Origin of the sequence: Acidovorax facilis (genome assembly GCF_050626955.1) — a bacterium.
GTDB classification, from domain to species: Bacteria; Pseudomonadota; Gammaproteobacteria; order Burkholderiales; family Burkholderiaceae_C; genus Acidovorax; species Acidovorax facilis.
The window spans coordinates 736,544-759,262 of record NZ_CP192460.1 but is presented as its reverse complement, the minus strand read 5'-3'; the positions used below and the strand labels follow the sequence as shown (position 1 = coordinate 759,262).

Below are 22,719 nucleotides of genomic sequence, written 5' to 3'. Positions count from 1 at the left end.
CCCCCTGCGGCGCCCCAGCGCCCCGGCAGGCCGAGCCACTGAAGAGGAGAACACCATGTCCTGGCTCGAAAAACTTCTGCCCTCCAAGATCCAGCAAACCGACCCCACCGAGCGCCGCCAGGTGCCTGAAGGGCTGTGGATCAAGTGCCCGAGCTGCGAAACGGTGCTCTACAAGGCCGATCTGGAGCAAAACCAGAACGTTTGCCCCCATTGCAGCCACCACCACCGCATTGGCGCCCGCGCGCGGCTGGACGCTTTTCTGGACGCCGAAGGCCGCTATGAAATCGGCCAGGAAGTGCTGCCCGTGGATGCCCTCAAGTTCAAGGACAGCCGCAAATACCCCGAGCGCCTGAAGGAAGCCCTGGAAAACACGGGTGAAACCGATGCCCTCATCGTCATCGGTGGGGCGGTCAAGAGCATCAACGTGGTGGCAGCGTGCTTTGAGTTCGACTTCATGGGCGGCTCGATGGGCTCCGTGGTGGGCGAGCGTTTTGTGCGCGGCGTGGAAACCGCCATTGAGCAGAAGGTGCCCTTCATCTGCTTTACCGCCACCGGCGGCGCACGCATGCAGGAAGGCCTGCTGTCCCTGATGCAGATGGCCAAGACCAACGCAGCGCTGACCCGCCTGGCCAAGAAGGGCCTGCCCTACATCAGCGTGCTGACCGACCCGACCATGGGCGGCGTGAGCGCAGGTTTTGCGTTTGTGGGCGACATCGTGATTGCCGAGCCCAAGGCCCTGATCGGCTTTGCCGGACCGCGTGTGATCGAATCCACCGTGCGCGTGACCCTGCCCGAAGGCTTCCAGCGCGCCGAATTCCTGCAAACCAAGGGTGCCGTGGACTTCATTTGTGACCGCCGTGAACTGCGCAACACCGTGGCCAGCAGCCTGGCCATGCTGCAGCGTTTGCCTGCTGACGCAGTGATGTAACACCACCGGGTGGGTGCGTGCGCAAAGCCTAGTGCTGAGGTGATGCGCCCGCCAAAGCCGCGAGAATACTATTATTTTGATAGCTACTAGCGCTTTATGGATAAGCGCTAGGGGTCAATTTCACTGATATTTTTGGTATCAGATATCCATTTGCCGCGAATCATGCGCAGCCGCCGAAACCGGCGCGGCCCCAACCAGGGACGGCAAGCAAGGGCCGCCCCGCAGCAAGGCCGTCGTCCCCCTGGGGGGAAGGCGCCAAAGGCGACTCAGGGGGGCTACTTCATTACGCTGGCCTGCAAATGGCCCAGCACGATCATCGCCACCTGCAGCAACACCAGCACGGCCAGCGGCGACAGATCGATACCGCCCACCAGCGGGATGATGCGGCGAAACGGCCGCAGGATGGGCTCACACAGCCGGGCAATCACATCGGCCAGGGGTGACCGCGCCTGCACCCACGACATCACGGCATAGACGATCAACAAGCCAATCAGCCCCGACACCGCCACCCGCGCGAGGCCAAACAATGCCAACCACGGCAGCCAGGCCCATGCCGAGGCGGCGCCCAGCAGCAGGGTCAGCAAAAAGTACTGCGCCAGCTGCAGCAACACGGCTGCCACCAGGCTCGACACATCCCAGCGCCCCACCGGGGGGATCACGCGGCGCAGCGGCATGATGAGCCAGTCCGTCAGCGCAAAAACCAGCCCGCCGACGGGGTTGGAAAACGGCACGCGCTGCCACTGCATGTACAGCCGCAACAGGCATGCCCCGGTGAGCAGGCCACCAACAACGTCAAGCAGGAAAGAGGCGATCTGGTAGAGCATGGATGAGACAAAAATAAGGGGCCGCCGCGAAAGCAGGCTGCGCCATGGGATGATAGCGAGCCAAGGTATCCCCCCTTTCATGACACAACCCCTCACCCTGTCATCCTTGCCCCTTTTCCCTCTGGGCTCCGTGCTGTTCCCAGGTGGTCTGCTGGCCCTGCGCGTGTTCGAAGTGCGCTACCTGGACATGGTGCGCAAGTGCCATCAGGCGGGCGCGCCCTTTGGCGTGGTCGCCCTCACGCAAGGCCGCGAAGTGCGCCAGGCGGGCGCGCCTGAAGAACAGTTCAACGATGTGGGCACCCTGGCCGTCATCGAGCAGATCGACACCCCGCAGCCTGGCCTGATCACACTGCTGTGCCGTGGCAGCCAGCGCTTTCGCATCACCCAGCGCAGCCACCTGCCCCATGGCCTGTGGATCGCCGATGTGGGGCACATCGACCCGGATCTGATGGTGCCAATCCCGCATGACCTGAGAAAGGCATCGACAGCCCTCGCCCAGGTGCTGCACACCCTAAAGCAGCGTGACCCCGAAATTCCGACTGCGATTGTCCCCACGGCAGCCCAGCTGGACGACTGCGGATGGGTGGCCAACCGCTGGTGCGAGCTTTTGCCCGTGCCCCTGGAACTCAAGCAGCGCCTGATGGAGCTGGACAACCCGCTGGTGCGGCTGGAACTGGTGGGCGATGTGCTGGAGCGGACCGGAATTGCCCCCACACAATGAGCCGCCGAATCGCTACTGCCCCCTCTTCTTCTCATAGCCCATGCTGAACCGCATCCTGGGCTGGTCACGCGCAGCCAAGCGCATGGTGGTGGTGGCCATGGACATCTGTCTGGGTGTCATCGCGATGTGGCTGGCCTTCACGCTGAGGCTGGAGACGCCCCACTGGCCCTCAGGCATGCAGTGGCTTGCGTATGCGCTGGCGCCCGCCCTTGCGCTTCCGATTTTTGCCAAGCTGGGGTTGTACCGCGCCATCTTCCGCTACACGGGGATCACGGCGCTCATCACCACCGGCAAGGCCGTGGCCATCTACGGCGCGCTTTTGCTGGGCTGCCTGCTGGCGGCTCAGTGGGAGGGCGTACCCCGCAGCGTCGGCATCCTCCAGCCGCTGTTGTTCATGCTGCTGGTGGGTGCCAGCCGTGCACTGGGGTGGCTGGCGCTGGCGGGGCGCAGCAGCCATGCGCCGTACCGCCTGCTGATCTACGGCGCTGGCAGTGCGGGCGCACAGACGGCTGCGGGGCTGGGCAGCATGCGCCAGTACCTGCTCAAAGGGTTTGTGGACGACGATGCCAGCAAGATCGGGCGCAGCATCAACGGCGTGCGTGTGCACGCCTCCAACGCGCTGCCCGAGGTGGTGCGCCGCCTTGGCATCACCGACGTGCTGCTGGCGCTGCCCAGCACCACGCGCGAGCGACGGCGGCAGATCATCGAAAGCCTGCGCGAGTTGCCCGTGCGGATCCGCACGCTGCCGGGCCTGTCGGACCTGGCCAGCGGCCGGGTGACCGTCACGGACTTCCAGGACCTTGAAATCGAAGACCTGCTGGGCCGGGAGCCGGTGGCGCCGGACCCAGGTCTGCTGGGGCGCAATCTGGCGGGCACCGTGGTTCTGGTGACCGGCGCGGGCGGCAGCATTGGCAGCGAACTGTGCCGGCAGATCGTGCGCGAAGGGCCGTGCCAGTTGCTGCTGGTCGACCACAGCGAATATGCGCTGTATTCCATCCACCACGAATTGGCGGCGCTCGCGCACCAGGGCGAGCATGAATGTGCGCTGGTGCCCCTGCTCGCCAGCGTCACCCACAAGGCGCGCATGGCAGACATCTGCCGACAATACCGGCCCACATCCATCTACCATGCGGCCGCCTACAAGCACGTGCCCATGGTGGAGGCCAACGCGGGCGAAGGTATTTTGAACAACGTGTTTGGCACCCTGAACATGGTGCAGGTGGCGCTGGAGTGCGGTGCCACCCATTTCGTGCTGATTTCCACCGACAAGGCCGTGCGCCCGACCAACATCATGGGCGCCACCAAGCGTGTGGCAGAGATGGTGCTGCAAGCGATCGCAGCGTCGCCCCGCGCACCTTTCCCGCAGCTTGCCGACAGCTCACCCGCCTGGGCTTGCCCCACCCGCCTGTCGATGGTGCGCTTTGGCAACGTGCTGGGTTCCAGTGGCAGCGTGATACCGCTGTTTCGCAAGCAGATCGCGGCCGGTGGCCCCCTTACCGTGACGCACCCGGACGTCACGCGCTACTTCATGACCATTGCCGAAGCCGCCCAGCTGGTGCTGCAGGCAGGGGCGATGGCCGAGGGCGGCGACGTGTTCCTGCTGGACATGGGCGAGCCCCTACAGATTCTGGAATTGGCAGAGCGCATGGTGGCCTTGTCGGGATTGACGGTGCGCGACGATCTGCACCCCGAAGGAGACATCGAAATCGTTTTCACCGGACTGCGCCCGGGTGAAAAACTTTTCGAGGAACTGCTGATTGGGGACAATCCCTTCCCCACCGACCACCCCCGCATCCTGCGGGCGCGTGAAGAATACCGCCCATGGGAGGAGCTGCAGACCTTGCTCCAGGCATTGCAGAAGGCAGCCCATGCGGGCGACCCCATCGCCATGACCGCTCTGCTGCGACAGCTGGTGCCTGGCTACCACCCCGAAACGCAACCCGTACTGCCATGAAGTCGGGACTTGTACGGGCAACGCTGACCCTGCTCACGGGCAGCGTTGCAGCCCACGCCATCCCGCTGGTGCTGGGCCCCGCACTCACACGCCTCTACAGCCCTGAGGACTTCGGACAGTTTGCACTGCTGTGGGCGCTGGCCACCAACCTGGCGGTGGTGGGCTGTGCGCGCTATGAATTCGCACTCCCCCTCGAAAGCACCGAGCTGCGCGCCGCCCAGCTCATGGCGCTGTGCGCTCGCATCTTGCTCGCTGTCACCACGGCATCTGCTGCAGCCGCAGCCGTGCTCCTGCTGTGGCGCGGCATGCCGATGGTGTGGGCGCTGCCATTGGCGGTGTTCGCAGGCGGCGCTGTGCAATGGCTCACGCTGTGGGCGACACGGTCCCAACGCTTTGGTCTGCTGTCGGCGGCCAGGCTGATGCAACAAGGCGGTGGCGCCATCCTGCAATTGCTGTTCGGATTCATGAAGACCGGCCCGCTGGGTCTGGTGCTGGGCGCCACATTGGCCAGCCTGGGCGCGGCATGGATGCTGGCCAGGCCTGCCCCTGCGGGTGGCTGGGTGGGTCTGTGGCGCCAGCCGTTGGCCACACTCCGGTCCATGGCCCAACAGCACCGGGACTTTCCGTTGCTCAACACACCCCACGCTTTCATGGGGGCGCTGCAGGACACCCTGACTCTGGTGCTGGTGGCGGCCTGGACTGGAGACGCCGCAGCGGGGTTCTGGGCGCTGGCGCTGCGCTACCTCAAGGCCCCTGCGACCCTCATCGGCGGGGCCTTGTCGCAAACCCTGTACCCCCGTCTTCTGAAGGCGCAGAGCCCCAACGAAGCGCGCACCCTGGTGCGCCAGGCCATGATGGGGCTGGCCGCCCTGGCCTGCCCGCTGGCGGCAGTGCTGCTTGCCTGGGGCCCGGACATCTTTTCCCTGGCCTTTGGCGACCAATGGGCGCAGACCGGGGAACTGGCCCGGGCCATTGCGCCGTACATCGCCGTGCATTTCATGGCATCGCCCCTCGCGGTGGTCACCATGGCCTGGGGCGCGCAGGCCTGGGCGCTGCGCCTGGCGTTGGTTGGACAATGCCTGTTTTTCGCGGGCCTGCTGCTGGGCCTCCATCTGGGCGGGCTGACCGGCGCCGGATGGGGCGTGTCAGCGAGCATGCTGGCCTACTTTGCCTACTATTTCTGGGCGTTGGCAAACTGGAAGGACATCCCCCATGAGAGCCGTGCTTAACCGCTGGCGCCGCCGTATCTGGCAGGCGCTGTTCTACCGCATGGTGTTCGGGGAAAGCGACCACCTGGGCCGCAGCCTGCCCCACACCCGCATTGCCCCCAGCACCTGCATCGAAGGCGCCGAGGGGCTGCGGCTTTCCGACCACGTGTTCATAGGGCAATTCAACTTCATCGACGCCACGGCAGGCCTGCAGATTGGGCAAGGGGTGCAGATCACCAACTTCGTCAGCATCGTCACCCACAGCTCCCACCGCGCCATTCGCCTCCTGGGCAGCAGCTACGCAGTCCACGAGGGCCCCAAGCCTGGCTACATCAGCGCGCCCGTTGAGATCGGCGCCTACACCTTTGTTGGCCCCCACAGCCTGATCGAAGCGGGTACACGCATCGGCAAGGGGGTGGTGGTGTGCGCCTACGCGCAGGTGCGCGGCGAAGTGCCCGATTTCGCCATCATGGCAGGGGCCCCAGCGCGCAAGATTGGCGACGTGCGCGAGCAGGATGAGCGCCTGCTGTTGCAGCATCCGGAACTGCGCCCACACTACGAATCCTGGGCACGGGCAAGCTGACATGGCCACACACTTGTGCCTGCTGGGCGATGCCACCAGCCCCCATGTCCAGCGGTGGGCGCGGGAAATGCTCCAGCGTGGCTACCGCGTTTCGCTGATCACGGCCCGCCCCGCGTCCATCGATGGCGTCACGGTGCGGGCCATCCGGCCTGTGCACCGATCGCTGGACTGGCTGTTCCGTGTACGGGAAACGAGGCGCCACGTAGCCGAGCTGGCCCCCGACCTCCTGCATGCCCATTACGTCACCTCCTACGGCTATCTGGCCGCACGTTGCGGCAAACATCCGCTGGTGATGACCGCCTGGGGCAGCGACCTGTTGGTGACCCCGGGCAAAAGCGCCTGGATGCGCTGGCTGACCGGCTGGATACTGCGCCAGGCCGACCTCATCACGGGCGACTCCGCGAGCCTAATGAGCGCGGTGGCAGACTTCCGCCCGCCCGGCACCGCCGAGGAAATTCATTGGGGTGTGGAACTGCAACGCTTCCACCCCGCTCCCTGGAGTCACAAGCAAGGCAGCCAGCTGGTGAGCCTGCGCGCCTGGGAACCCAACTACAACATCGACACCATCATCGAAGCGTTCGCCCTGCTGCAGGCGCGATTGCCGGGCGCCGATCTGCGCTTGCACCTGCTCGGCGGAGGCAGTCTGGAAGGTGCCCTGCGCAGCCAGGTGCACACGGCACAGCTGGACAACAAGGTGCAGTTCCACGGCCGACTCGATGACGCTGGCATGACCCGGGTACTGGGCGAAAGCAAGATATCTGTGTCGGTGCCCAGCAGCGATGCAACATCGGTCGCCATGCTGGAGAGCATGGCGTGTGGCCTCGCCGTGGTGGCCAGCGAACTGCAGGCCAACCGGCACTGGATCGACGCTGAGTGGCTGGTTGCAGCCGGAGATGCCACAGCGCTCGCCGCCCGGCTCGAAGCCCTGATTGCCAATGACGCCATCGCGGAACAAGCCGGGCTGCAAAATGCTGCCCGCATAGCGCAAGACGGTGACCGCGCGGTGCAAATGAACCGCATGCACGCGCTGTACCAGCAACTGCTCCGTACACCTTGAACCCCATGCCCCAAGGCCTTGAATTGGACAACCTGATCAGCGTGATCGTGCCGTGCCGCAACGAGCGCCAGCACATCGACGCTTTCTGCAACTCCGCCCTGCGCCAAGAACTGCCCGCAGGCTGGCGCATGGAAGTGCTGATTGCAGACGGTGACAGCGATGACGGCACGCGCGAACACCTGATGCAGCGCTGTGCTGCAGACCCCAGGCTCGTCCTGGTGGACAATCCCGGCCGCATTGTGTCCACCGGGCTCAACGCCTGCATTGCCCGCGCACGGGGCGGCACCATTGCCCGCATGGACGTGCACAGCCAGTTTGCCCCCGACTACCTTGCGCAGTGCATCGAGGCGCTTGAACGCACCAGCGCTGACAACGTGGGCGGCCCTTGGGTCGCCCAAGGAACGGGCCCCACCGGGGCCGCCATAGCCGCCGCCTTCCAATGCCGCTGGGTGGTGGGTGGCGCACGGTCGCGCGATGTGCAATACGAAGGCGAGGTGGATACCGTCTACCTCGGATGCTGGCCCCGCGGCGTGTTTGACCGATTCGGGCTGTTTGACGAAGCCCTGGTGCGCAACCAGGACGACGAGCACAACCTGCGCATGCGCCTGGGGGGTGCACGCATCTGGCAGAGCAGCCGCATCCATTCCACCTACCACCCGCGCAATTCGCTCAGGCACCTGTTCGCGCAACAACGGCAATATGGCTACTGGCGGCCTTTTGTGATGCGCAAACATGGGCAGCCGGGCTCCGTGCGACAACTGGTGCCCGCAGCTTTTGTGGCCGCAGCAGTGGGCGCCACCGCCGCCTCGCCGTGGTCCGCCTGGCCCTTGGCTGCACTGGGCATCGCCTACGCAGGGTATCTTCTGGCGGCATCAGTGGCGGCAGCCCGGTCGGCCCGCAACGGGGGACTGCTGCCCCGCCTCCCGGGGACGATTGCAGCGTTTCATGTGGGCTACGGCCTGGGTACCTGGCGAGGACTGTGGGACATTGCGCGCTCGCGCGCCCCTTCGTCCGACTTTGCACGCATCACCCGATGACCGACAACGAACCCCAGGCCGTCAAGGCCCGCTACGCCCGGCGCGACACAGTGGCCGACGAAGCGCGCTACAGCCTGTATGCCAACGCTGCGGCGCTGCAGGCACAGCAGGAGCGCCTGCGCGCCATGGCACGCATCTGGCGGGCCCACGGCTGGAGCAGCCTGGCCCAGCGGCCCATGCTGGAGGTTGGCTGTGGGAGTGCGGGCAATTTGCACGATCTGGTGCGGCTGGGCGCCACGCCCGCTTGCCTGACGGGCCTGGAGCTTCTTCCAGAACGTGCCGCCGCAGCGCGCGCCTTGCTACCAGCGGGCGTGGCCATTGCCGAAGGCGATGCCGCCTTGGCCCCGGTGCAGCCCGCCAGCCAGGATGCCGTGCTGGCGTTCACACTCTTCAGCTCCTTGCTCGACGAGGGCTATCGCCGCCATCTGGCCGACGTGATCTGGCAATGGGTCGCGCCCGGCGGCGGTGTTCTCGTCTATGACTTTGTCGTCAACAACCCCGCCAACACCGATGTACAGGGCATTCCACTGCGCGAACTGGGCATCCTGTTTCCCGGGGCCCAGATACACTCCCGCCGCGTTACGCTGGCACCTCCGCTGGCACGGCGCCTGCCCGCGCCAGCGATTACGCCAGCATCCGCACTGCTGTGGTTTCTGCGCACCCACCGCCTGACCTGGGCCGTGAAGCCACGCTGAGCGCGGCCTCGCTCTGGCCCTCTTAGCACGCACCACAATGCCCATGAACTCCGCCACCGACCTGCCCTTTCTCCCGTTCGCCCGCCCCGACATCGGGCCGGCAGAAATCGATGCCGTCAGCGCGGCCATGCGCTCGGGATGGGTCACGACCGGGCCCAAGACCAAAGAGTTTGAGCAGGCATTCACCGCCTTCCTGGGCGGCGGTGGTCTGCAGAGCATCGCCGTCAACTCCGCCACGGCGGGCCTGCACCTCGCGCTGGAGGCCCTGGGCATCGGCCCCGGCGATGAAGTGATCGCGCCCACACTGACCTTCACCGCCACCGTGGAGGTGGTGCGCTACCTGGGTGCGGACCCGGTACTGGTGGACGTGGACCCGGTGACCCTCAATATCGACCCGGCCAAGGTGCGCGCGGCCATTACACCCCGCACCAAAGCCATCATGCCCGTGCACTACGGGGGCCTGGCCTGCGACATGGACGCCATCCTGGCCATCGCCAAAGAACATGGCTTGAAGGTGGTGGAAGACGCAGCCCATGCCTTGCCCACCACCTGGCGCGGCACCCTGGTGGGGCAGTTGCAGTCCGATGTCACGGTGTTCAGCTTCTACGCCAACAAGACCATCACCACCGGCGAAGGCGGCATGGCCGTCACGCATGACCCGGCGCTTGCGCAACGCATGCGCACCATGCGCCTGCATGGCATGAGCCGGGATGCGTTTGACCGCTTCACCTCCAAAACCCCGGCCTGGTACTACGAGGTGGTCGCTCCGGGCTTCAAGTACAACATGACGGACGTTGCCGCCGCCATGGGCGTGGAGCAGCTGGCACGGCTGCCACAGTTTGTGCAGCGGCGTCAAACCCTGGCAAGCCGCTACAACACACAGCTGGCGCCCCTTCCGCTGCTATTGCCAGCCGATGCACCACACGGCGACACCCATGCGTGGCACCTGTATGTCATCCGGCTGCGAGCGGACGCACCACTGGGGCGTGATGAGGTCATCCAGGCGCTGTCAGACCGGGGCATCGGCACCAGCGTGCACTATGTGCCGCTGCACCGGCACCCATACTGGCGGGACCGCTATCAGCTCACGCCGGAGATGTTCCCCCAGGCCGATGCAGCCTACCAGGCCATGATCAGCATCCCCCTGTTCACCGCCATGGGTGACAGCGATCAGGACCGTGTGATTGCCGCGCTGCACGAGGTGCTGGGCTGACATGCCCAAGCGGCTGTTCGACCTGTTCTTGGCCGCCCTCGGGCTGCTGCTGCTCGCGCCCGTTCTGCTGGCCGTGGCACTGTGGGTGGTGTGGGATTCGCCCGGCCCGGCATTCTTTCGCCAACAGCGCGTGGGCCGCGCAGGCAGGTTGTTTCGCATCGTCAAGTTCCGCACCATGCACCCGCGTGCAGAAGCTGCGGGGCCTGCGATTACCGTGGGGGCCGACGCCCGCATCACCCGGGCTGGCCACTGGCTGCGGCGCACCAAGATCGATGAATTGCCGCAGCTTTTCAACGTGCTGCTGGGCCATATGAGCCTTGTCGGCCCCCGACCCGAAGTGCCGCACTATGTGGCGCTCTACCCGGATTCCGTGCGGGACCTGGTGCTCAGCGTCCGGCCGGGCATCACGGACCGCGCCTCCATCGAATTTCGCGACGAAAGCACTTTGCTGGGCCAGAGCAGCGATCCAGAGCGCACTTACATGGAGCAGATTCTGCCCATCAAGCTGCGCTATGCCGCCGAGTACGCCCGCTCGCACACGCTTTTGAGCGACTTGAAGATCATCGTGAAGACGGCATCCGCGCTGTGGGGCGATCGCCCGTCCAGGGGATAAGGACCAGTCGGCACCCCTTAGCCGATAAAATCAGGGGTTTGGCTGAACCCAGCCCCATTTCACGCCCCCGCACCGACGGCACCTATGTCAGACCAAAACCACGCCCCCGCTCCCCAGGACGAAAACCAGCTCATCGCAGAGCGCCGCGAAAAGCTCCGCGCTCTGCGCGAAGTCCAGGCCACTGGCGGTGGGGTTGCCTTCCCCAATAACTTCAAGCCCGGCCACAAGGCTGCCCAGTTGCACCTGGAACACAGCACTGCCACGAACGAGTCCCTCGAAGCCACGCCAGTGAACGTCTCCGTGGCTGGCCGCATGATGCTCAAGCGCGTGATGGGCAAGGCGAGTTTTGCAACCGTGCAGGATGGCTCGCTGGGCGACGTGGGCGGGCGCATCCAGCTCTATGTGACCCGTGACGCCGTGGGCGAGGATCTGTATGCCGCCTTCAAGCACTGGGACCTGGGCGACATCGTGGGTGCCGAAGGCACGCTGATGAAGACCAAGACGGGCGAGCTGTCGGTCAAGGTGACCAGCCTGCGCCTGCTCACCAAGAGCCTGCGCCCGCTGCCCGACAAGTTCCACGGCATGGCCGACCAGGAGCAGAAATACCGCCAGCGCTACGTGGACCTGATCACCGACGAGCACGCCCGCAAGCGCTTCATGGCGCGCAGCAAGGCCGTGAGCGGGCTGCGCGAGTTCATGGTGAGCCACGGCTTCCTTGAAGTCGAAACGCCTATGCTGCACCCCATCCCGGGCGGCGCCAATGCCAAGCCGTTCGTCACGCACCACAACGCGCTGGAGCAGGAGATGTACCTGCGCATCGCGCCCGAGCTCTACCTCAAGCGCCTGATCGTGGGCGGCTTCGAGCGCGTGTTCGAGATCAACCGCAGCTACCGCAACGAAGGCATCTCGGTGCGCCACAACCCCGAGTTCACCATGATGGAGTTCTACGCGGCGTACTGGAACTACCTGGACCTGATGGACTTCACCGAGACCCTGATCCGTGAAGTGGCCCTGAAAGCCACGGGTTCGCTGCAGATGACCTACCAGGGCCGCGCGGTGGACCTTACCCAGCCCTTTGCCCGCCTGACGATCCGCGAAGCTATCTTCCAGCACACCGAAGCAGGCGCCCATGTGGACGATGCCGCCTGGCTCATCAGCGCATTGAAGAAGCTGGGCATGACCGAAGAGAAGGACAAGCTCTCGGCCCGCACGCTGGCCAGCCTGCAGGTGCTGTACTTTGAAGAAACGGTGGAAGACAAGCTGTGGCAGCCCACCTTCATCATGGAGCACCCCACCGAGATCTCGCCCCTGGCGCGTGCCAACGACGCGCGCCCCGAGGTGACGGAGCGCTTTGAGCTGTACATCACCGGCCGCGAGTTCGGCAATGGTTTCAGCGAACTGAACGATGCCGAAGACCAGGCCGCCCGCTTTCACGCCCAGGTGGCCGCCAAAGACAGCGGCGATGACGAAGCCATGTTCTACGACCACGATTTCGTACGCGCGCTGGAATACGGCATGCCCCCCACGGGGGGTTGCGGTATCGGCATTGACCGTCTCATGATGCTGCTGACTGACAGCCCCAGCATTCGCGACGTGATCCTGTTCCCCGCGCTTCGCCGCGAGTCCTGAGTCGCGCGTCCCCGATGCCCTCGGGGCATCCCGGACCCGCCCTTTGAAGGCCCCAAGGAGACACTACCGTGCCCTTCAGTTCCAGCAACGCCCCCTACCCGGCCAGCCAGCCCTTGCCCTCGGGCAACGCTTTTTCGGTGCTGGTGGTCGAAGACCAGGGATCCGTGCGCGCAGCGCTGGTGGCCGAGCTGCGGCGGGCTGGGGTGTCAGACATCTTTGAGGCGCCCGAGGGCATCGCAGCGCTGCACCTGTTCAAAACCCACCGCCCCGATCTGGTGCTGCTGGACATCCGGCTGCCCGGCCAGGACGGCTACTGGGTGGCCCAGCAGATGCGCGAGAGCGAGGCGGGCGACTGGACGCCCATCATCTTCCTCTCGGGCCTGGACAACGAACTCGATGTGTGGCGCGGTATTGAAGTGGGTGGTGACGACTACCTCGTCAAACCCGTCAAGCCCATCGTGCTGATGGCCAAACTGCGTGCCATGCGCCGGCTGCTGGACATGCGCCGCAGGCTCGTCTCCATGTCGGCCGAGTTGCATCTGGCCAACCAGCGGCTCAACGAAATGGTGGAGATGGATGCGCTCACCGGCCTGGTCAACCGCCGGGGGTTTGACCGCATTTTGCACAACGAAATCCTGGCTGCGCGCCGGGACGGTACGCCGCTCACGCTGATGCTGTGCGACCTGGACCACTTCAAGCTCTTCAATGACGCCAGCGGGCATGTGCAGGGCGATGCCTGCCTGAAGGAAGTCGGCCGCCTGTTGCGCGAGGTGTGCGTGCGCCCTCGTGACATCGCCTCACGCTACGGTGGTGAGGAATTCGCCCTCATCCTGCCCAACACGCCACGCTCGGGTGCCATGACCTTCGCGCGGGCCCTGGGACAGCTGCTCAAGGTGCGCGCCCTTCCACACGCAGATTCCCCGCTGGGCAACATCCTCACGCTGTCAGGCGGCATCACCACCTGCGTGCCTGACGACAGCACGAACGCCGAAAGCATGATCATGCGTGCCGACCAGGCGCTTTATGCCGCCAAGGCCCAGGGCCGCAATCGCTTCTTCAGTTTTGAAATGCAGATGGACACCGTGGAGCAACTGCGCAATTGAGTTTCTTTTCTGCCCTCACGTTTGACGCCACCGAGCGCAACGCCCGCACCGCCGTTTCGCGCATGCAGCTGCTGAAAACCCGCCTTCCCGACTGGGTACAAGACTGGCTCGAAGTCATCATCCCCGGCACGCAGATCCTGCTGATCCTGTTTGTCGCCTGGCTGCTGCAACGGGTGCTGCGCCGCATAGTGCGCCGTGCCAGCGCGCACTACCAGGTGCCCGACGAACTGGTGGTGCCCATGAACGGGCTGATCCGCTGGCTCATCATTGCCAGTGCGGCGCTGCTGGTGCTGGAACGCATGGGGGTGTCGGCCACCGTGCTCTGGACCGCGTTCACCGGGTTTGCCACTGTCGGGGCCGTGGCCTTTTTCGCGGCGTGGAGTGTGCTCTCCAACCTGTTTTGCGCGCTGCTCATCTTCACCGTGCGGCCCTTCAAGATTGGCGACTACATCGAGGTGCTGGACACCGCCGAAAAGCCCGGGGCCAAAGGACGTGTGGTGGACATCAACCTGCTCTACACCACGCTCGAAGACCATGGCGCTGCGGCGGACCAGGTAGCCTGGCTGCAGATTCCCAATGCGCTGGTATTTCAACGCGTGGTGCGCAGGTTTCAGGGGGTGCCACCACCGCCTGCACTACCCGCCAACGCTGCAGAGGCCGCAGAAAGTGCACCGGCAGCCCCGCCTCCAGTCACGCCAGGGCCTTTCAACACGCCCTAGTCCACTGAAGCCGAGAAATCGGCTGTGCGTGAGGGTCTGGCAGGGTCGCACGCTAGGCGGCGAGCGCAGGCGGGTTGCACACCCGGCGAGCACGGCAACGACGAGGGGCGCCGCACCAGACTCCCGGCCACTGGCTCTCACGGCGTCAGGGCAACAGGTCCAAGGCCTGCAGATAGGCGGGCTGGTACATCAACTCATCCCAGGCCTGGGGAAAGGTTTCGGGCAGCAGCGCCAGGCGGCGGGATTCGCTGACCACACTCGGCTGCCAGCGGCCCAGCTTGCGGGCCTGTTCCAGGCCGTCGATGAGTTCATCCACGGCCTTGCCATCGCCCACGCTCTGGTTGCACAACAGCACCAGGTCGCAGCCTGCCTCCAGCGCTGCCATGGCTGCGTCGGTGTAGCTGACGACCTGGCCGTCCAGACGCCGAGCGCCTTCCATGCTGAGGTCGTCGCTGAAGATGGCGCCGTCAAAACGCATCTGCCGCCGCAGGATGTCCTGCAGCCAGCGCTGCGAGAAGCCTGCGGGGCGGCTGTCCACCTTGGGGTAGATCACATGGGCGGGCATCACGCTGGTGAGCGTGCTGCTGAGCCAGGGGTATGGCGCGGCGTCGTCGGCCAGGATGGCCTTCAAGCTGCGCTTGTCCACCGGCACCTCGGTGTGCGAGTCGGCTTTGACAAAGCCGTGCCCCGGGAAGTGTTTGCCGCAGTTGGCCATGCCGGCCTGCAGCAGACCGTGCATGAGGCTCTTGGCGAGTAGCGCCACCACACGCGGGTCGCGGTGAAAGGCACGGTCGCCGATCACACTGCTTTCACCCCAATCGAGATCGAGAACGGGGGTGAACGAGAAATCAACCCCACAGGCGCGCAACTCCGCACCCAGCACGTAGCCCGCCGCCGTGGCTGCATTGGTGGCGCGCAGCGCGCCGCTGCCAGGCACGACCTTGGCGCCCTTGCCGTCATCCATCCACATCTCGCCCAGGGCGCGCATGGGCGGCAGGTGGGTGAAGCCATCGGTGCGAAAGCGCTGCACACGGCCGCCCTCATGGTCCACGCAGATCAGCAGATCGTCACGCACGGCCTTGATACTGCTGGTCAGCTGCAGCAGCTGCGCGCGGTTTTCCCAGTTGCGGGCAAACAGGATCACGCCACCGGTCAGCGGATGGGTCAGGCGGCGGCGGTCGGCGGCGGTCAGCTCTGTGCCTGCCACGTCGAGGATGAGGGGTGCGTGTTCGGTCATAGGGTGTCAAACATCAGGTTGCTATTACAAACATAGCTGCTAGCGCTTATCCATCAAGCGCTAGAGGCCATTTTTAATCCAATTTCTCTACCACACAGAAGCTGGCGGCGTAGTCGGTCTCGTCCGTAACGCTCAGGTGCGCTTTCAGCCCTTTGGCGTCAAACCATTCCTTGAGTGCGCCGTGCAGCACGATCACGGGCTGGCCGCTCGCAAGCTTGGCCACTTCACAGTGGCGCCAGGTCATGGGCATGCGCATACCCAGGCCGATGGCTTTGCTGAACGCTTCCTTGGCAGAGAACCGCGTGGCCAGGTAGCGCAGGCCGCGGTCGGGCCAACGGCCACTCCTCTCGTGCCAGGTGGCCAATTCACCGTCGGCCAGCACCTTCTGGGCAAAGCGCTCGCCGTGGCGTTCCAGGCTGGCCGCGATGCGGCGCACGTCGCAGATGTCGGTGCCAATGCCGTAGATCATGGTTTTTGAATAAAATTGGGCTCTAGCGCTTATCCATCAAGCGCTAGCAGCTATCAAATCAGGAGTTATCAGGTTGTGCGGCACAACCCGACTGGATGCAGCCCAGGTAGGCCAACACCGTGGCGGCGTAGCCCAGCTCCAGCGCGTCGGCAATGAGGGCGTGGCCGATCGAGACTTCGAGCACACCGGGCACCTCGCGCACAAAGGCGGCGAGGTTGTCACGGTTGAGGTCGTGACCCGCGTTCACGCCCAGCCCCACATCCAGCGCGGCCTGGGCGGCGGCGGCGTAGCGCTTGAGCTCAACGTCTTGCTGCGGCGTGCCCCAGGCTGCGGCATAGGGCTCGGTGTACAGCTCCACCCGGTCAGCGCCCACCGCCTTGGCGGCGGCCATCTGCTCGGGCACGGGGTCCATGAACAGGCTCACGCGCACGCCCAATGCTTTGCACTCGGCGATCAGGGGCGCCAGGCGCGCGGCATCCTGCGGAAAGCTCCAGCCGTGGTCGCTGGTGAACTGGTCTTCGCTGTCGGGTACAAAGGTCGCCTGGTGCGGGCGAACCTTGCGGATGAAGTCCATCAGGTTCTGAGATGGATTGCCCTCGATGTTGTATTCGCGGTCGGGCCAAGCCTTCATCAGCGTGGCCAGCTCGAACACGTCCTGGCTGCGGATGTGCCGCTCGTCGGGCCGGGGGTGCACCGTGATGCCCTGAGCCCCCGCCTGCAGGCACAGCTCGGCCGCCCGGGTGACACTGGGAATGCCCAGGTGGCGCGTGTTGCGCACCAGGGCGACTTTGTTGACATTGACCGAGAGGGCCGTGGCGTGGGGGGTGCGTGAGGTCTGGTTCATAGGGCCTGCAGATCGATCATGAGCTGGCGGGTGCGCAGCATGGGGCTGCCGCAATGGTATTGCAGCAGGGCGCGCAGCTGGGGTTTGAGTTCTGCAGCCACCGGCGCGCAGGCACGCAAGGTGGCGGTGTAGGTGGCTGCGTCGTCCAGCGCGCGTTGCAACGTCTGCCACTGGACGCCGAGCAGGCCCGCGCGGTCGGCCGAAGAGGAGGCGCGCAGGCCGCCTTCGGGCACCAGCGTGTAGCGCGTCTTGGGTTGCAAGACCTCCAACGTCATGGTCTGAACATCCAGGCCAGGAAGCAAGCCAATCTCGCGCAGCAGCAATAGCTCGAAGCTGCGCAGCACGGGCTCTAACGCATCGCCGTGTTCGCTGGCCAACACGCGCACCACACCGGCATAGGCATCGAACAGGGCCGCATGCGGATCAGCGCGCGCCAGCAGGCGCAGCAGTAGCTCGTTGAGGTACATGCCCGACAGCAGGGCATCGCCCGTGGGCATCACATGGCCGCCCACCCACTCCGCCCCCTTGAGGGTGTGGATGTCTGCGCTGCCATCGCCGGTGAGCGTGTAGGTCACCAACAAGGGCTGGAGCGGCAGCAGCACCGGGCGGAAGTTGGAGCTGGGCTTCTTGGCCCCCTTGGCCACCAGCGCCACACGCCCTTGCTGACGGCAGAAAACCTCCAGGATCAGGCTGGACTCGCTCCAGTCGTAGCTGTGCAGCACGAAGGCGGGTTCATCGGAGATGCGCTTGGCGGCAGCCATTGGCTTCAGGCCCGCAGAAATGCATGCGGCTGGCAAGCGCCAGACAGCTTGTGCCGCCCGGGCAAGACAGGGTCACGGGCGGGCACGGAATTATTCGTAACCGAACGAACGCACGCGTGCCTCGTCGTCGGCCCAGCCGGAGCGCACCTTGACCCACAGCTCCAGGAACACCTTGGCATCCATGAGCTTTTCCAGTTCCTGGCGGGCTTCGGTGCCAATACGCTTCAGGCGCTCGCCCTTGTCGCCGATCACCATCATCTTGTGGTTGTCACGCTCGACCACGATGGTGGCAGCGATCTTTACAAGCCGCTTGTGCTGCTTGCTGGCTTCTTCCTCAAACTTGTCGATCACCACGGTAGAGGTGTAAGGCAGTTCGTCGCCCGTGAAGCGGAAGAGCTTCTCGCGCACGGTTTCGGACGCCAGAAACTTCTCGCTGCGGTCGGTCAGCTCGTCTTCGCCGTACCACCAGCCCTGCTCGGGCAGGTACTTGGCGCAGATGCCAAACAGGCGCTCGATGTCGCCCTTGTTCTTGGCCGACATGGGCACAAACTCGGCAAACGGGTGGCGCTCCTGCATGCTCTTGAGCCAGGGGGCCAGCTCGGCACGGCGGTGCACCATGTCGAGCTTGTTGGCCAGCAGCAGCGTGGGGATGCCGGGCTTGAACAGCGACAGCACCTTGGCATCGGCCAGCGTGAAGTTGCCCGCCTCGACCACGAAGAGGATCAGGTCCACATCGCCAATCGCGCCCATCACGGTCTTGTTCAGCGACTTGTTGAGTGCGGTGGCATGGCGCGTCTGGAAACCCGGTGTGTCCACAAAAATGAACTGAGTCTGCTCGCGCGTACGAATACCGGTGATACGGTGCCGCGTGGTCTGCGCCTTGCGCGAGGTGATGCTGATCTTCTGCCCCACCAGCGCATTGAGCAATGTGGACTTTCCCACGTTGGGCTTGCCCACGATGGCGATCACGCCACAACGCTGGCCGGGCACGGCGGCCGGGGAGCCTGCTGCCGCCAGCATGGCTTCGAGGTCATTTTGCGCTCCAACGCTTGCTGGAGCGGCTTCATTCGCTACATCTTTGGTAGCATCATTCATAATTTCTTTGCTTTCAATGTGGCCAGCATGGCAGCAGCGGCTGCCTGCTCGCCCGCCCGGCGGGAGCCGCCGATGCCACGTTCGGTGAGGCCCAGTTCAGGAATATCGCACTCGACGTCGAAGGTCTGGCGGTGCGCAGCGCCCACTGTGCCGACGACCTTGTACTGCGGCAGCTTCATTTTGCGGCCCTGGAGCAACTCCTGCAATGCGGTCTTGGCGTCCTTGGACGCTGCCTGCATCTGTGGGTTGATCTCCACACCCTGAAAAAGGCGGTGCACCAACGCTTCGGCACTCGCGTACCCGGCATCCAGGTACACCGCACCAATCAGTGCTTCCAACGCGTCGGCCAGGATGGAAGGACGTTGCTGGCCGCCCGATTTGGACTCGCCCTCACCCAATCGCAGCACGTCGGAGATCTTGAGGCCCAGCGCCAGCTGGTGCAGCGTGTCCTGCTTGACAAGGTTGGCACGCACGCGAGAGAGATCGCCTTCGGGCAACGCCGACAACTGCCGATACAGCAGGCTCGCAACCGCCAGATTCAACACGGAATCACCCAGAAACTCCAGCCGCTCATTGTGGTCGGCCGAAAAACTGCGGTGCGTGGTGGCGCGCTGGAGAAGGGATGGATCGGAAAAAACATGCTGCAGACGGGTCTGCAACGCTTGAAGGCCGGGATGCACTAGTCGGTCTGTCCTTCAAAGCGATAGACAAGGTAGGCGGGACCCGCCAGCGCAATCTCGCGGGAATATTTAAAGGAAACCACGATTTTGTTGTCCCCCCGTTTAGCAACCTCCAGATCTTTTCCCTGGATAGAGTTGATGGTATCAATCGCAGCAGAGCGGTCGAAGCTCCCCCGGACATCCGCGACAGTGGAGGCTTCCTTGGCAGCTTTGCTCGCAGCCTTCTTTATCGCCTGATACTCCAGGAAAATCGGGACAGACTGTCCGCCAATAGCAAATGCAGCCACGGCGATCAAACCCACAAAAATCACCCCAATGAATGACAAACCGCGTTGGCGAAATGGGTTGGTAGAACGATTGATACGCATGTGTTTCCCCCTCAGTGTCCAATAAAGCTGGTCATCCATCAATGGAACGACCCAATGCGCTTGAGATTACCGAAATTCATCCAGACAAAAAAGGCCTTCCCGACGATATTGCCCTCAGGAACAAAGCCCCAGTAACGCGAATCGAGCGAGTTGTCCCGGTTATCCCCCATCATGAAATAGTGGCCCTCGGGCACCTTGCATACAACGCCCTCAACACTGTAACGGCAGTTCTTGCGATAGGCAAAATTGCTGGCGCCTTGCACAAAGGCGGGCACATCCGGGTTGTTCAACAAACGATGGGGCTGTGCTCCCAGTTGCTCTTCAAACTGTTTGAAGTAGCGCATCGAGTCTTCTTCGAAAAAGTCTGGCAGCGCCTTGGTGTCAATGGCCTGGCCGTTGACCGTGAGGCGCTTGTTGAGGTAGGCCACCTCGTCACCCGGCACACCCACCACCCGCTTGATGTAGTCAAGGCTCGGCTGAGGTGGATAGCGGAACACCAGAACATCTCCGCGCGCAGGCTTGGTGCCCTCGGTGATCTTGGTATGGATCACCGGCAGGCGGACACCGTAGGTGAACTTGTTCACCAGGATCAGGTCGCCCACCAGCAGGGTGGGAATCATCGAACCCGACGGGATCTTGAAAGGTTCAAAAAGAAACGACCTCAGAACAAACACGGCAACGATGACCGGGAAAAGCCCCGCCGTCCAGTCCAGCCACCAAGGCTGCATGAGCAGCCGCCCCTTGGCCTCCTGCACATCCACATCGACCTTCTGGATGCCCATGCGATCCAGCTCCGCACGGCGTGCGGTCGCCGCATCTTCGACGGCCTGGGCAGCTCGGCGGCGTTGGGGCAGAAAGTAGAAACGCTCGGCCAGCCAGTACGCGCCCGTGACCACCGTGGCCAGGAACAACAGCAAGGCGAAATTGCCTTCGATGGCACCAAAGTACCAAGCCCCGATATAGCCACCAAATGCGGCCAGCACCAGGGATGTGAAAATCTGCATGAACTGGAGCATCAGTCTTCCACCTGCAAAATGGCCAGGAATGCCTCTTGTGGCACTTCGACCGATCCGATCTGTTTCATGCGTTTCTTGCCTGCTTTCTGCTTCTCAAGGAGCTTGCGTTTGCGGCTAACATCGCCGCCGTAACATTTTGCCAGCACGTTCTTGCGCAGTGCCTTGATGGTCTCGCGCGCAATGATGTTGGCGCCAATGGCCGCCTGGATGGCCACGTCATACATCTGGCGGCTGATGATCTCGCGCATCTTGGCAACCACTGCTCGGCCACGGTACTGGGACTGAGAGCGGTGCACGATGATGGACAGTGCATCCACCTTTTCGCCGTTCAGAAGGATATCCACCTTCACCACGTCGGACGCACGGTACTCCTTGAACTCGTAGTCCATGGATGCATAGCCGCGCGACACCGACTTGAGCTTGTCGAAGAAGTCGAGCACGATTTCGCCCAGCGGCATTTCATAGGTGAGCATCACCTGGCGACCGTGGTACGCCATGTTCATCTGCACACCGCGCTTTTGGTTGGCGAGCGTCATCACCGGGCCGACATAGTCCTGGGGCATGTACAGATGCACCGTGACGATGGGCTCGCGGATTTCCTCCAGCCGCCCCTGGTCCGGCATCTTGGAGGGGTTCTCGACCATGATCACTTCACCATCGGCCTTGACCACTTGGTAGACCACGCTGGGTGCAGTCGTGATGAGATCCTGGTCAAACTCACGCTCCAGACGCTCCTGCACGATTTCCATGTGGAGCAGGCCGAGAAACCCGCAACGAAAACCGAAGCCCAACGCTTGGCTCACTTCCGGCTCGTAGTGCAGCGAAGCATCGTTGAGCTTGAGTTTTTCAAGCGCATCACGCAGCGAGTCATATTCGCTCGCCTCGGTCGGGTACAGACCGGCAAACACCTGGGGCTGGATTTCCTTGAAGCCGGGGAGCGCCTCGGCGGCAGGGCCCGCATTGTTGGGCAACTTCTTTTCGAGCGTGATCGTGTCTCCCACCTTGGCAGCCTGCAGCTCCTTGATGCCAGCGATGATGTAGCCCACCTGCCCTGCGTCAAGCGAGTTGCGCGGCTCGTTGGCGGGCGTGAACACACCGAGGTTGTCCGCGTTGTACACCGCACCACTGGCCATCATCTTGATACGCTCGCCCTTGAGCAAACGGCCATCGACCACACGCACCAGCATCACCACGCCCACATAGCTGTCGAACCAGCTGTCGATGATCATCGCCCGAAGCGGTCCATCGGCATTGCCGCGCGGCGCGGGCACCTTGGCCACAATGGCTTCAAGGATCTCATCAATACCCATGCCGGTCTTGGCGGAGCAGGGAATCGCGTCGGTCGCGTCGATGCCAATCACATCTTCGATCTCAGCCTTCGCATTGTCGGGATCGGCATTAGGCAGATCCATCTTGTTGAGTACGGGCACCACCTCGACACCCAGATCCAATGCGGTGTAGCAGTTCGCAACGGTCTGAGCTTCCACGCCTTGCGAAGCATCCACCACCAGCAACGCGCCCTCGCATGCCGACAACGAGCGGCTCACTTCGTATGAGAAGTCCACATGCCCCGGCGTGTCGATCAGATTGAGGTTATAGACCTGCCCATCCTGCGCCTTGTATTGCAGCGCTGCGGTCTGCGCCTTGATGGTTATCCCACGCTCTTTTTCGATATCCATCGAGTCCAGAACCTGGGCCTCCATCTCACGGTCCGCAAGGCCTCCGCAGCGCTGGATCAAACGATCTGCAAGCGTCGACTTGCCATGGTCGATGTGCGCAATGATGGAAAAATTTCTGATGTGGTTCATCAACGGAAAGCGTCAAGTGATTGAATTAAAACGGAGCACACAAGAAAAAAGGGCGCGTCGAATGGCGACGCGCCCTGAACCAACAATCATTGGCAACTGCGATAGTTGGAGCTTCATTGTAGGCAAAAAGCCCGCAGTAAAAAGCCCATCCGACTGC

General features: G+C 63.8%; 23 protein-coding genes. 13 read left to right on the top strand and 10 right to left on the bottom strand.

Translation table 11 applies throughout. From position 1 onward, the window contains the following. Positions 1 to 55: 55 nt before the first annotated feature. Positions 56 to 928 carry an acetyl-CoA carboxylase, carboxyltransferase subunit beta gene (gene accD, locus ACQ4MJ_RS03440; protein ID WP_055399419.1) on the top strand — a complete coding sequence of 291 codons (873 nt, stop codon included), beginning with the start codon at positions 56 to 58 and terminating at the stop codon, positions 926 to 928. 275 nt (positions 929 to 1,203) lie between these two features. Here accD and ACQ4MJ_RS03435 read toward each other — a convergent pair whose 3' ends face one another. Further along, positions 1,204 to 1,752: a YggT family protein gene (locus tag ACQ4MJ_RS03435; RefSeq protein WP_055399421.1), complete on the bottom strand. Its 549-nt coding sequence runs from the start codon at positions 1,750 to 1,752 to the stop codon at positions 1,204 to 1,206. A 79-nt stretch (positions 1,753 to 1,831) separates the two neighbouring features. On the opposite strand from ACQ4MJ_RS03435, the gene ACQ4MJ_RS03430 reads away from it, so the two are divergent. From ACQ4MJ_RS03430 to ACQ4MJ_RS03375, 12 genes are all read left to right on the top strand, one after another. Then, positions 1,832 to 2,473 (top strand): LON peptidase substrate-binding domain-containing protein, encoded by a 642-nt coding sequence (locus tag ACQ4MJ_RS03430; RefSeq protein WP_431150036.1) that lies wholly within the window; start codon positions 1,832 to 1,834, stop codon positions 2,471 to 2,473. A gap of 40 nt (positions 2,474 to 2,513) precedes the next feature. After that, positions 2,514 to 4,427 (top strand): polysaccharide biosynthesis protein, encoded by a 1,914-nt coding sequence (locus ACQ4MJ_RS03425; RefSeq protein ID WP_431150039.1) that lies wholly within the window; start codon positions 2,514 to 2,516, stop codon positions 4,425 to 4,427. Continuing rightward, positions 4,424 to 5,656, top strand: a complete 1,233-nt coding sequence (locus tag ACQ4MJ_RS03420) for a lipopolysaccharide biosynthesis protein (RefSeq protein WP_431150040.1) — start codon at positions 4,424 to 4,426, stop codon at positions 5,654 to 5,656. Before ACQ4MJ_RS03425 ends, ACQ4MJ_RS03420 begins: the two co-directional genes overlap by 4 nt. Continuing rightward, complete coding sequence (locus ACQ4MJ_RS03415; protein WP_431150042.1) at positions 5,640 to 6,218, top strand: acyltransferase; 579 nt, start codon at positions 5,640 to 5,642, stop codon at positions 6,216 to 6,218. The genes ACQ4MJ_RS03420 and ACQ4MJ_RS03415 overlap by 17 nt, the downstream gene beginning before the upstream one ends. A 1-nt stretch (position 6,219) precedes the next feature. Beyond that, positions 6,220 to 7,275 (top strand): glycosyltransferase, encoded by a 1,056-nt coding sequence (locus ACQ4MJ_RS03410; protein WP_431150044.1) that lies wholly within the window; start codon positions 6,220 to 6,222, stop codon positions 7,273 to 7,275. Positions 7,276 to 7,280: 5 nt separating this feature from the next. Next, complete coding sequence (locus ACQ4MJ_RS03405; RefSeq protein ID WP_431150046.1) at positions 7,281 to 8,312, top strand: glycosyltransferase family 2 protein; 1,032 nt, start codon at positions 7,281 to 7,283, stop codon at positions 8,310 to 8,312. After that, entirely contained in the window at positions 8,309 to 9,007 is a 699-nt protein-coding gene (locus ACQ4MJ_RS03400) for a methyltransferase domain-containing protein (protein WP_431150049.1), read from the top strand. Before ACQ4MJ_RS03405 ends, ACQ4MJ_RS03400 begins: the two co-directional genes overlap by 4 nt. 37 nt (positions 9,008 to 9,044) lie before the next feature. Next, on the top strand, positions 9,045 to 10,220 hold the full coding sequence (locus ACQ4MJ_RS03395) for a DegT/DnrJ/EryC1/StrS family aminotransferase (protein WP_431150050.1): 1,176 nt from the start codon (positions 9,045 to 9,047) through the stop codon (positions 10,218 to 10,220). 1 nt (position 10,221) lies between these two features. Then, positions 10,222 to 10,833 (top strand): sugar transferase, encoded by a 612-nt coding sequence (locus tag ACQ4MJ_RS03390; RefSeq protein ID WP_431150052.1) that lies wholly within the window; start codon positions 10,222 to 10,224, stop codon positions 10,831 to 10,833. Between the two features lie 84 nt (positions 10,834 to 10,917). Then, entirely contained in the window at positions 10,918 to 12,462 is a 1,545-nt protein-coding gene (gene lysS, locus ACQ4MJ_RS03385) for a lysine--tRNA ligase (protein ID WP_055399439.1), read from the top strand. A gap of 68 nt (positions 12,463 to 12,530) precedes the next feature. Next, a complete protein-coding gene (locus ACQ4MJ_RS03380) occupies positions 12,531 to 13,565 on the top strand; it encodes a GGDEF domain-containing response regulator (RefSeq protein WP_431150055.1) in 1,035 nt (344 codons plus the stop codon). A gap of 62 nt (positions 13,566 to 13,627) precedes the next feature. Next, positions 13,628 to 14,284: a mechanosensitive ion channel family protein gene (locus ACQ4MJ_RS03375; RefSeq protein ID WP_121422808.1), complete on the top strand. Its 657-nt coding sequence runs from the start codon at positions 13,628 to 13,630 to the stop codon at positions 14,282 to 14,284. A 145-nt stretch (positions 14,285 to 14,429) separates the two neighbouring features. Here ACQ4MJ_RS03375 and nagZ read toward each other — a convergent pair whose 3' ends face one another. From nagZ to lepA, 9 genes are all read right to left on the bottom strand, one after another. Then, positions 14,430 to 15,521 (bottom strand): beta-N-acetylhexosaminidase, encoded by a 1,092-nt coding sequence (gene nagZ, locus ACQ4MJ_RS03370; protein WP_431150056.1) that lies wholly within the window; start codon positions 15,519 to 15,521, stop codon positions 14,430 to 14,432. 73 nt (positions 15,522 to 15,594) lie between these two features. Then, positions 15,595 to 15,990, bottom strand: coding sequence for a holo-ACP synthase (acpS, locus tag ACQ4MJ_RS03365; protein ID WP_121420761.1), 396 nt, complete (start codon positions 15,988 to 15,990; stop codon positions 15,595 to 15,597). A 58-nt stretch (positions 15,991 to 16,048) separates the two neighbouring features. Then, a complete protein-coding gene (locus ACQ4MJ_RS03360) occupies positions 16,049 to 16,834 on the bottom strand; it encodes a pyridoxine 5'-phosphate synthase (protein WP_431150058.1) in 786 nt (261 codons plus the stop codon). Next, positions 16,831 to 17,595 carry a DNA repair protein RecO gene (gene recO, locus ACQ4MJ_RS03355; RefSeq protein ID WP_121505758.1) on the bottom strand — a complete coding sequence of 255 codons (765 nt, stop codon included), beginning with the start codon at positions 17,593 to 17,595 and terminating at the stop codon, positions 16,831 to 16,833. The genes ACQ4MJ_RS03360 and recO overlap by 4 nt, the downstream gene beginning before the upstream one ends. A gap of 90 nt (positions 17,596 to 17,685) precedes the next feature. After that, positions 17,686 to 18,690 (bottom strand): GTPase Era, encoded by a 1,005-nt coding sequence (era, locus tag ACQ4MJ_RS03350; protein ID WP_431150060.1) that lies wholly within the window; start codon positions 18,688 to 18,690, stop codon positions 17,686 to 17,688. After that, positions 18,687 to 19,370: a ribonuclease III gene (gene rnc / locus ACQ4MJ_RS03345; protein ID WP_121505756.1), complete on the bottom strand. Its 684-nt coding sequence runs from the start codon at positions 19,368 to 19,370 to the stop codon at positions 18,687 to 18,689. Before rnc ends, era begins: the two co-directional genes overlap by 4 nt. Then, entirely contained in the window at positions 19,370 to 19,738 is a 369-nt protein-coding gene (locus ACQ4MJ_RS03340) for a DUF4845 domain-containing protein (protein WP_431150062.1), read from the bottom strand. Before ACQ4MJ_RS03340 ends, rnc begins: the two co-directional genes overlap by 1 nt. Before the next feature lie 38 nt (positions 19,739 to 19,776). Beyond that, the gene (gene lepB, locus ACQ4MJ_RS03335) at positions 19,777 to 20,754 is read right to left on the bottom strand and encodes a signal peptidase I (RefSeq protein WP_431150063.1); all 978 of its coding nucleotides are present in this window, start codon (positions 20,752 to 20,754) and stop codon (positions 19,777 to 19,779) included. Beyond that, the gene (lepA, locus tag ACQ4MJ_RS03330) at positions 20,754 to 22,562 is read right to left on the bottom strand and encodes a translation elongation factor 4 (RefSeq protein ID WP_055399457.1); all 1,809 of its coding nucleotides are present in this window, start codon (positions 22,560 to 22,562) and stop codon (positions 20,754 to 20,756) included. Before lepA ends, lepB begins: the two co-directional genes overlap by 1 nt. Between the last annotated feature and the right edge of the window lie 157 nt (positions 22,563 to 22,719).

Excerpts from the sequence above, each read along its gene's own strand:
- ACQ4MJ_RS03340 (WP_431150062.1), bottom strand. The coding sequence starts at position 19,738 with ATGCGTATCAATCGTTCTACCAACCCATTTCGCCAACGCGGTTTGTCA.
- ACQ4MJ_RS03360 (WP_431150058.1), bottom strand. The coding sequence starts at position 16,834 with ATGAACCAGACCTCACGCACCCCCCACGCCACGGCCCTCTCGGTCAAT.
- lepA (WP_055399457.1), bottom strand. The coding sequence starts at position 22,562 with ATGAACCACATCAGAAATTTTTCCATCATTGCGCACATCGACCATGGC.
- ACQ4MJ_RS03435 (WP_055399421.1), bottom strand. The coding sequence starts at position 1,752 with ATGCTCTACCAGATCGCCTCTTTCCTGCTTGACGTTGTTGGTGGCCTG.
- recO (WP_121505758.1), bottom strand. The coding sequence starts at position 17,595 with ATGGCTGCCGCCAAGCGCATCTCCGATGAACCCGCCTTCGTGCTGCAC.
- ACQ4MJ_RS03415 (WP_431150042.1), top strand. The coding sequence starts at position 5,640 with ATGAGAGCCGTGCTTAACCGCTGGCGCCGCCGTATCTGGCAGGCGCTG.
- accD (WP_055399419.1), top strand. The coding sequence starts at position 56 with ATGTCCTGGCTCGAAAAACTTCTGCCCTCCAAGATCCAGCAAACCGAC.
- ACQ4MJ_RS03375 (WP_121422808.1), top strand. The coding sequence starts at position 13,628 with ATGCAGCTGCTGAAAACCCGCCTTCCCGACTGGGTACAAGACTGGCTC.
- acpS (WP_121420761.1), bottom strand. The coding sequence starts at position 15,990 with ATGATCTACGGCATTGGCACCGACATCTGCGACGTGCGCCGCATCGCG.
- ACQ4MJ_RS03400 (WP_431150049.1), top strand. The coding sequence starts at position 8,309 with ATGACCGACAACGAACCCCAGGCCGTCAAGGCCCGCTACGCCCGGCGC.
- era (WP_431150060.1), bottom strand. The coding sequence starts at position 18,690 with ATGAATGATGCTACCAAAGATGTAGCGAATGAAGCCGCTCCAGCAAGC.
- lysS (WP_055399439.1), top strand. The coding sequence starts at position 10,918 with ATGTCAGACCAAAACCACGCCCCCGCTCCCCAGGACGAAAACCAGCTC.
- lepB (WP_431150063.1), bottom strand. The coding sequence starts at position 20,754 with ATGCTCCAGTTCATGCAGATTTTCACATCCCTGGTGCTGGCCGCATTT.
- ACQ4MJ_RS03420 (WP_431150040.1), top strand. The coding sequence starts at position 4,424 with ATGAAGTCGGGACTTGTACGGGCAACGCTGACCCTGCTCACGGGCAGC.
- ACQ4MJ_RS03405 (WP_431150046.1), top strand. The coding sequence starts at position 7,281 with ATGCCCCAAGGCCTTGAATTGGACAACCTGATCAGCGTGATCGTGCCG.
- ACQ4MJ_RS03390 (WP_431150052.1), top strand. The coding sequence starts at position 10,222 with ATGCCCAAGCGGCTGTTCGACCTGTTCTTGGCCGCCCTCGGGCTGCTG.
- ACQ4MJ_RS03425 (WP_431150039.1), top strand. The coding sequence starts at position 2,514 with ATGCTGAACCGCATCCTGGGCTGGTCACGCGCAGCCAAGCGCATGGTG.
- ACQ4MJ_RS03395 (WP_431150050.1), top strand. The coding sequence starts at position 9,045 with ATGCCCATGAACTCCGCCACCGACCTGCCCTTTCTCCCGTTCGCCCGC.
- ACQ4MJ_RS03410 (WP_431150044.1), top strand. The coding sequence starts at position 6,220 with ATGGCCACACACTTGTGCCTGCTGGGCGATGCCACCAGCCCCCATGTC.
- nagZ (WP_431150056.1), bottom strand. The coding sequence starts at position 15,521 with ATGACCGAACACGCACCCCTCATCCTCGACGTGGCAGGCACAGAGCTG.
- ACQ4MJ_RS03430 (WP_431150036.1), top strand. The coding sequence starts at position 1,832 with ATGACACAACCCCTCACCCTGTCATCCTTGCCCCTTTTCCCTCTGGGC.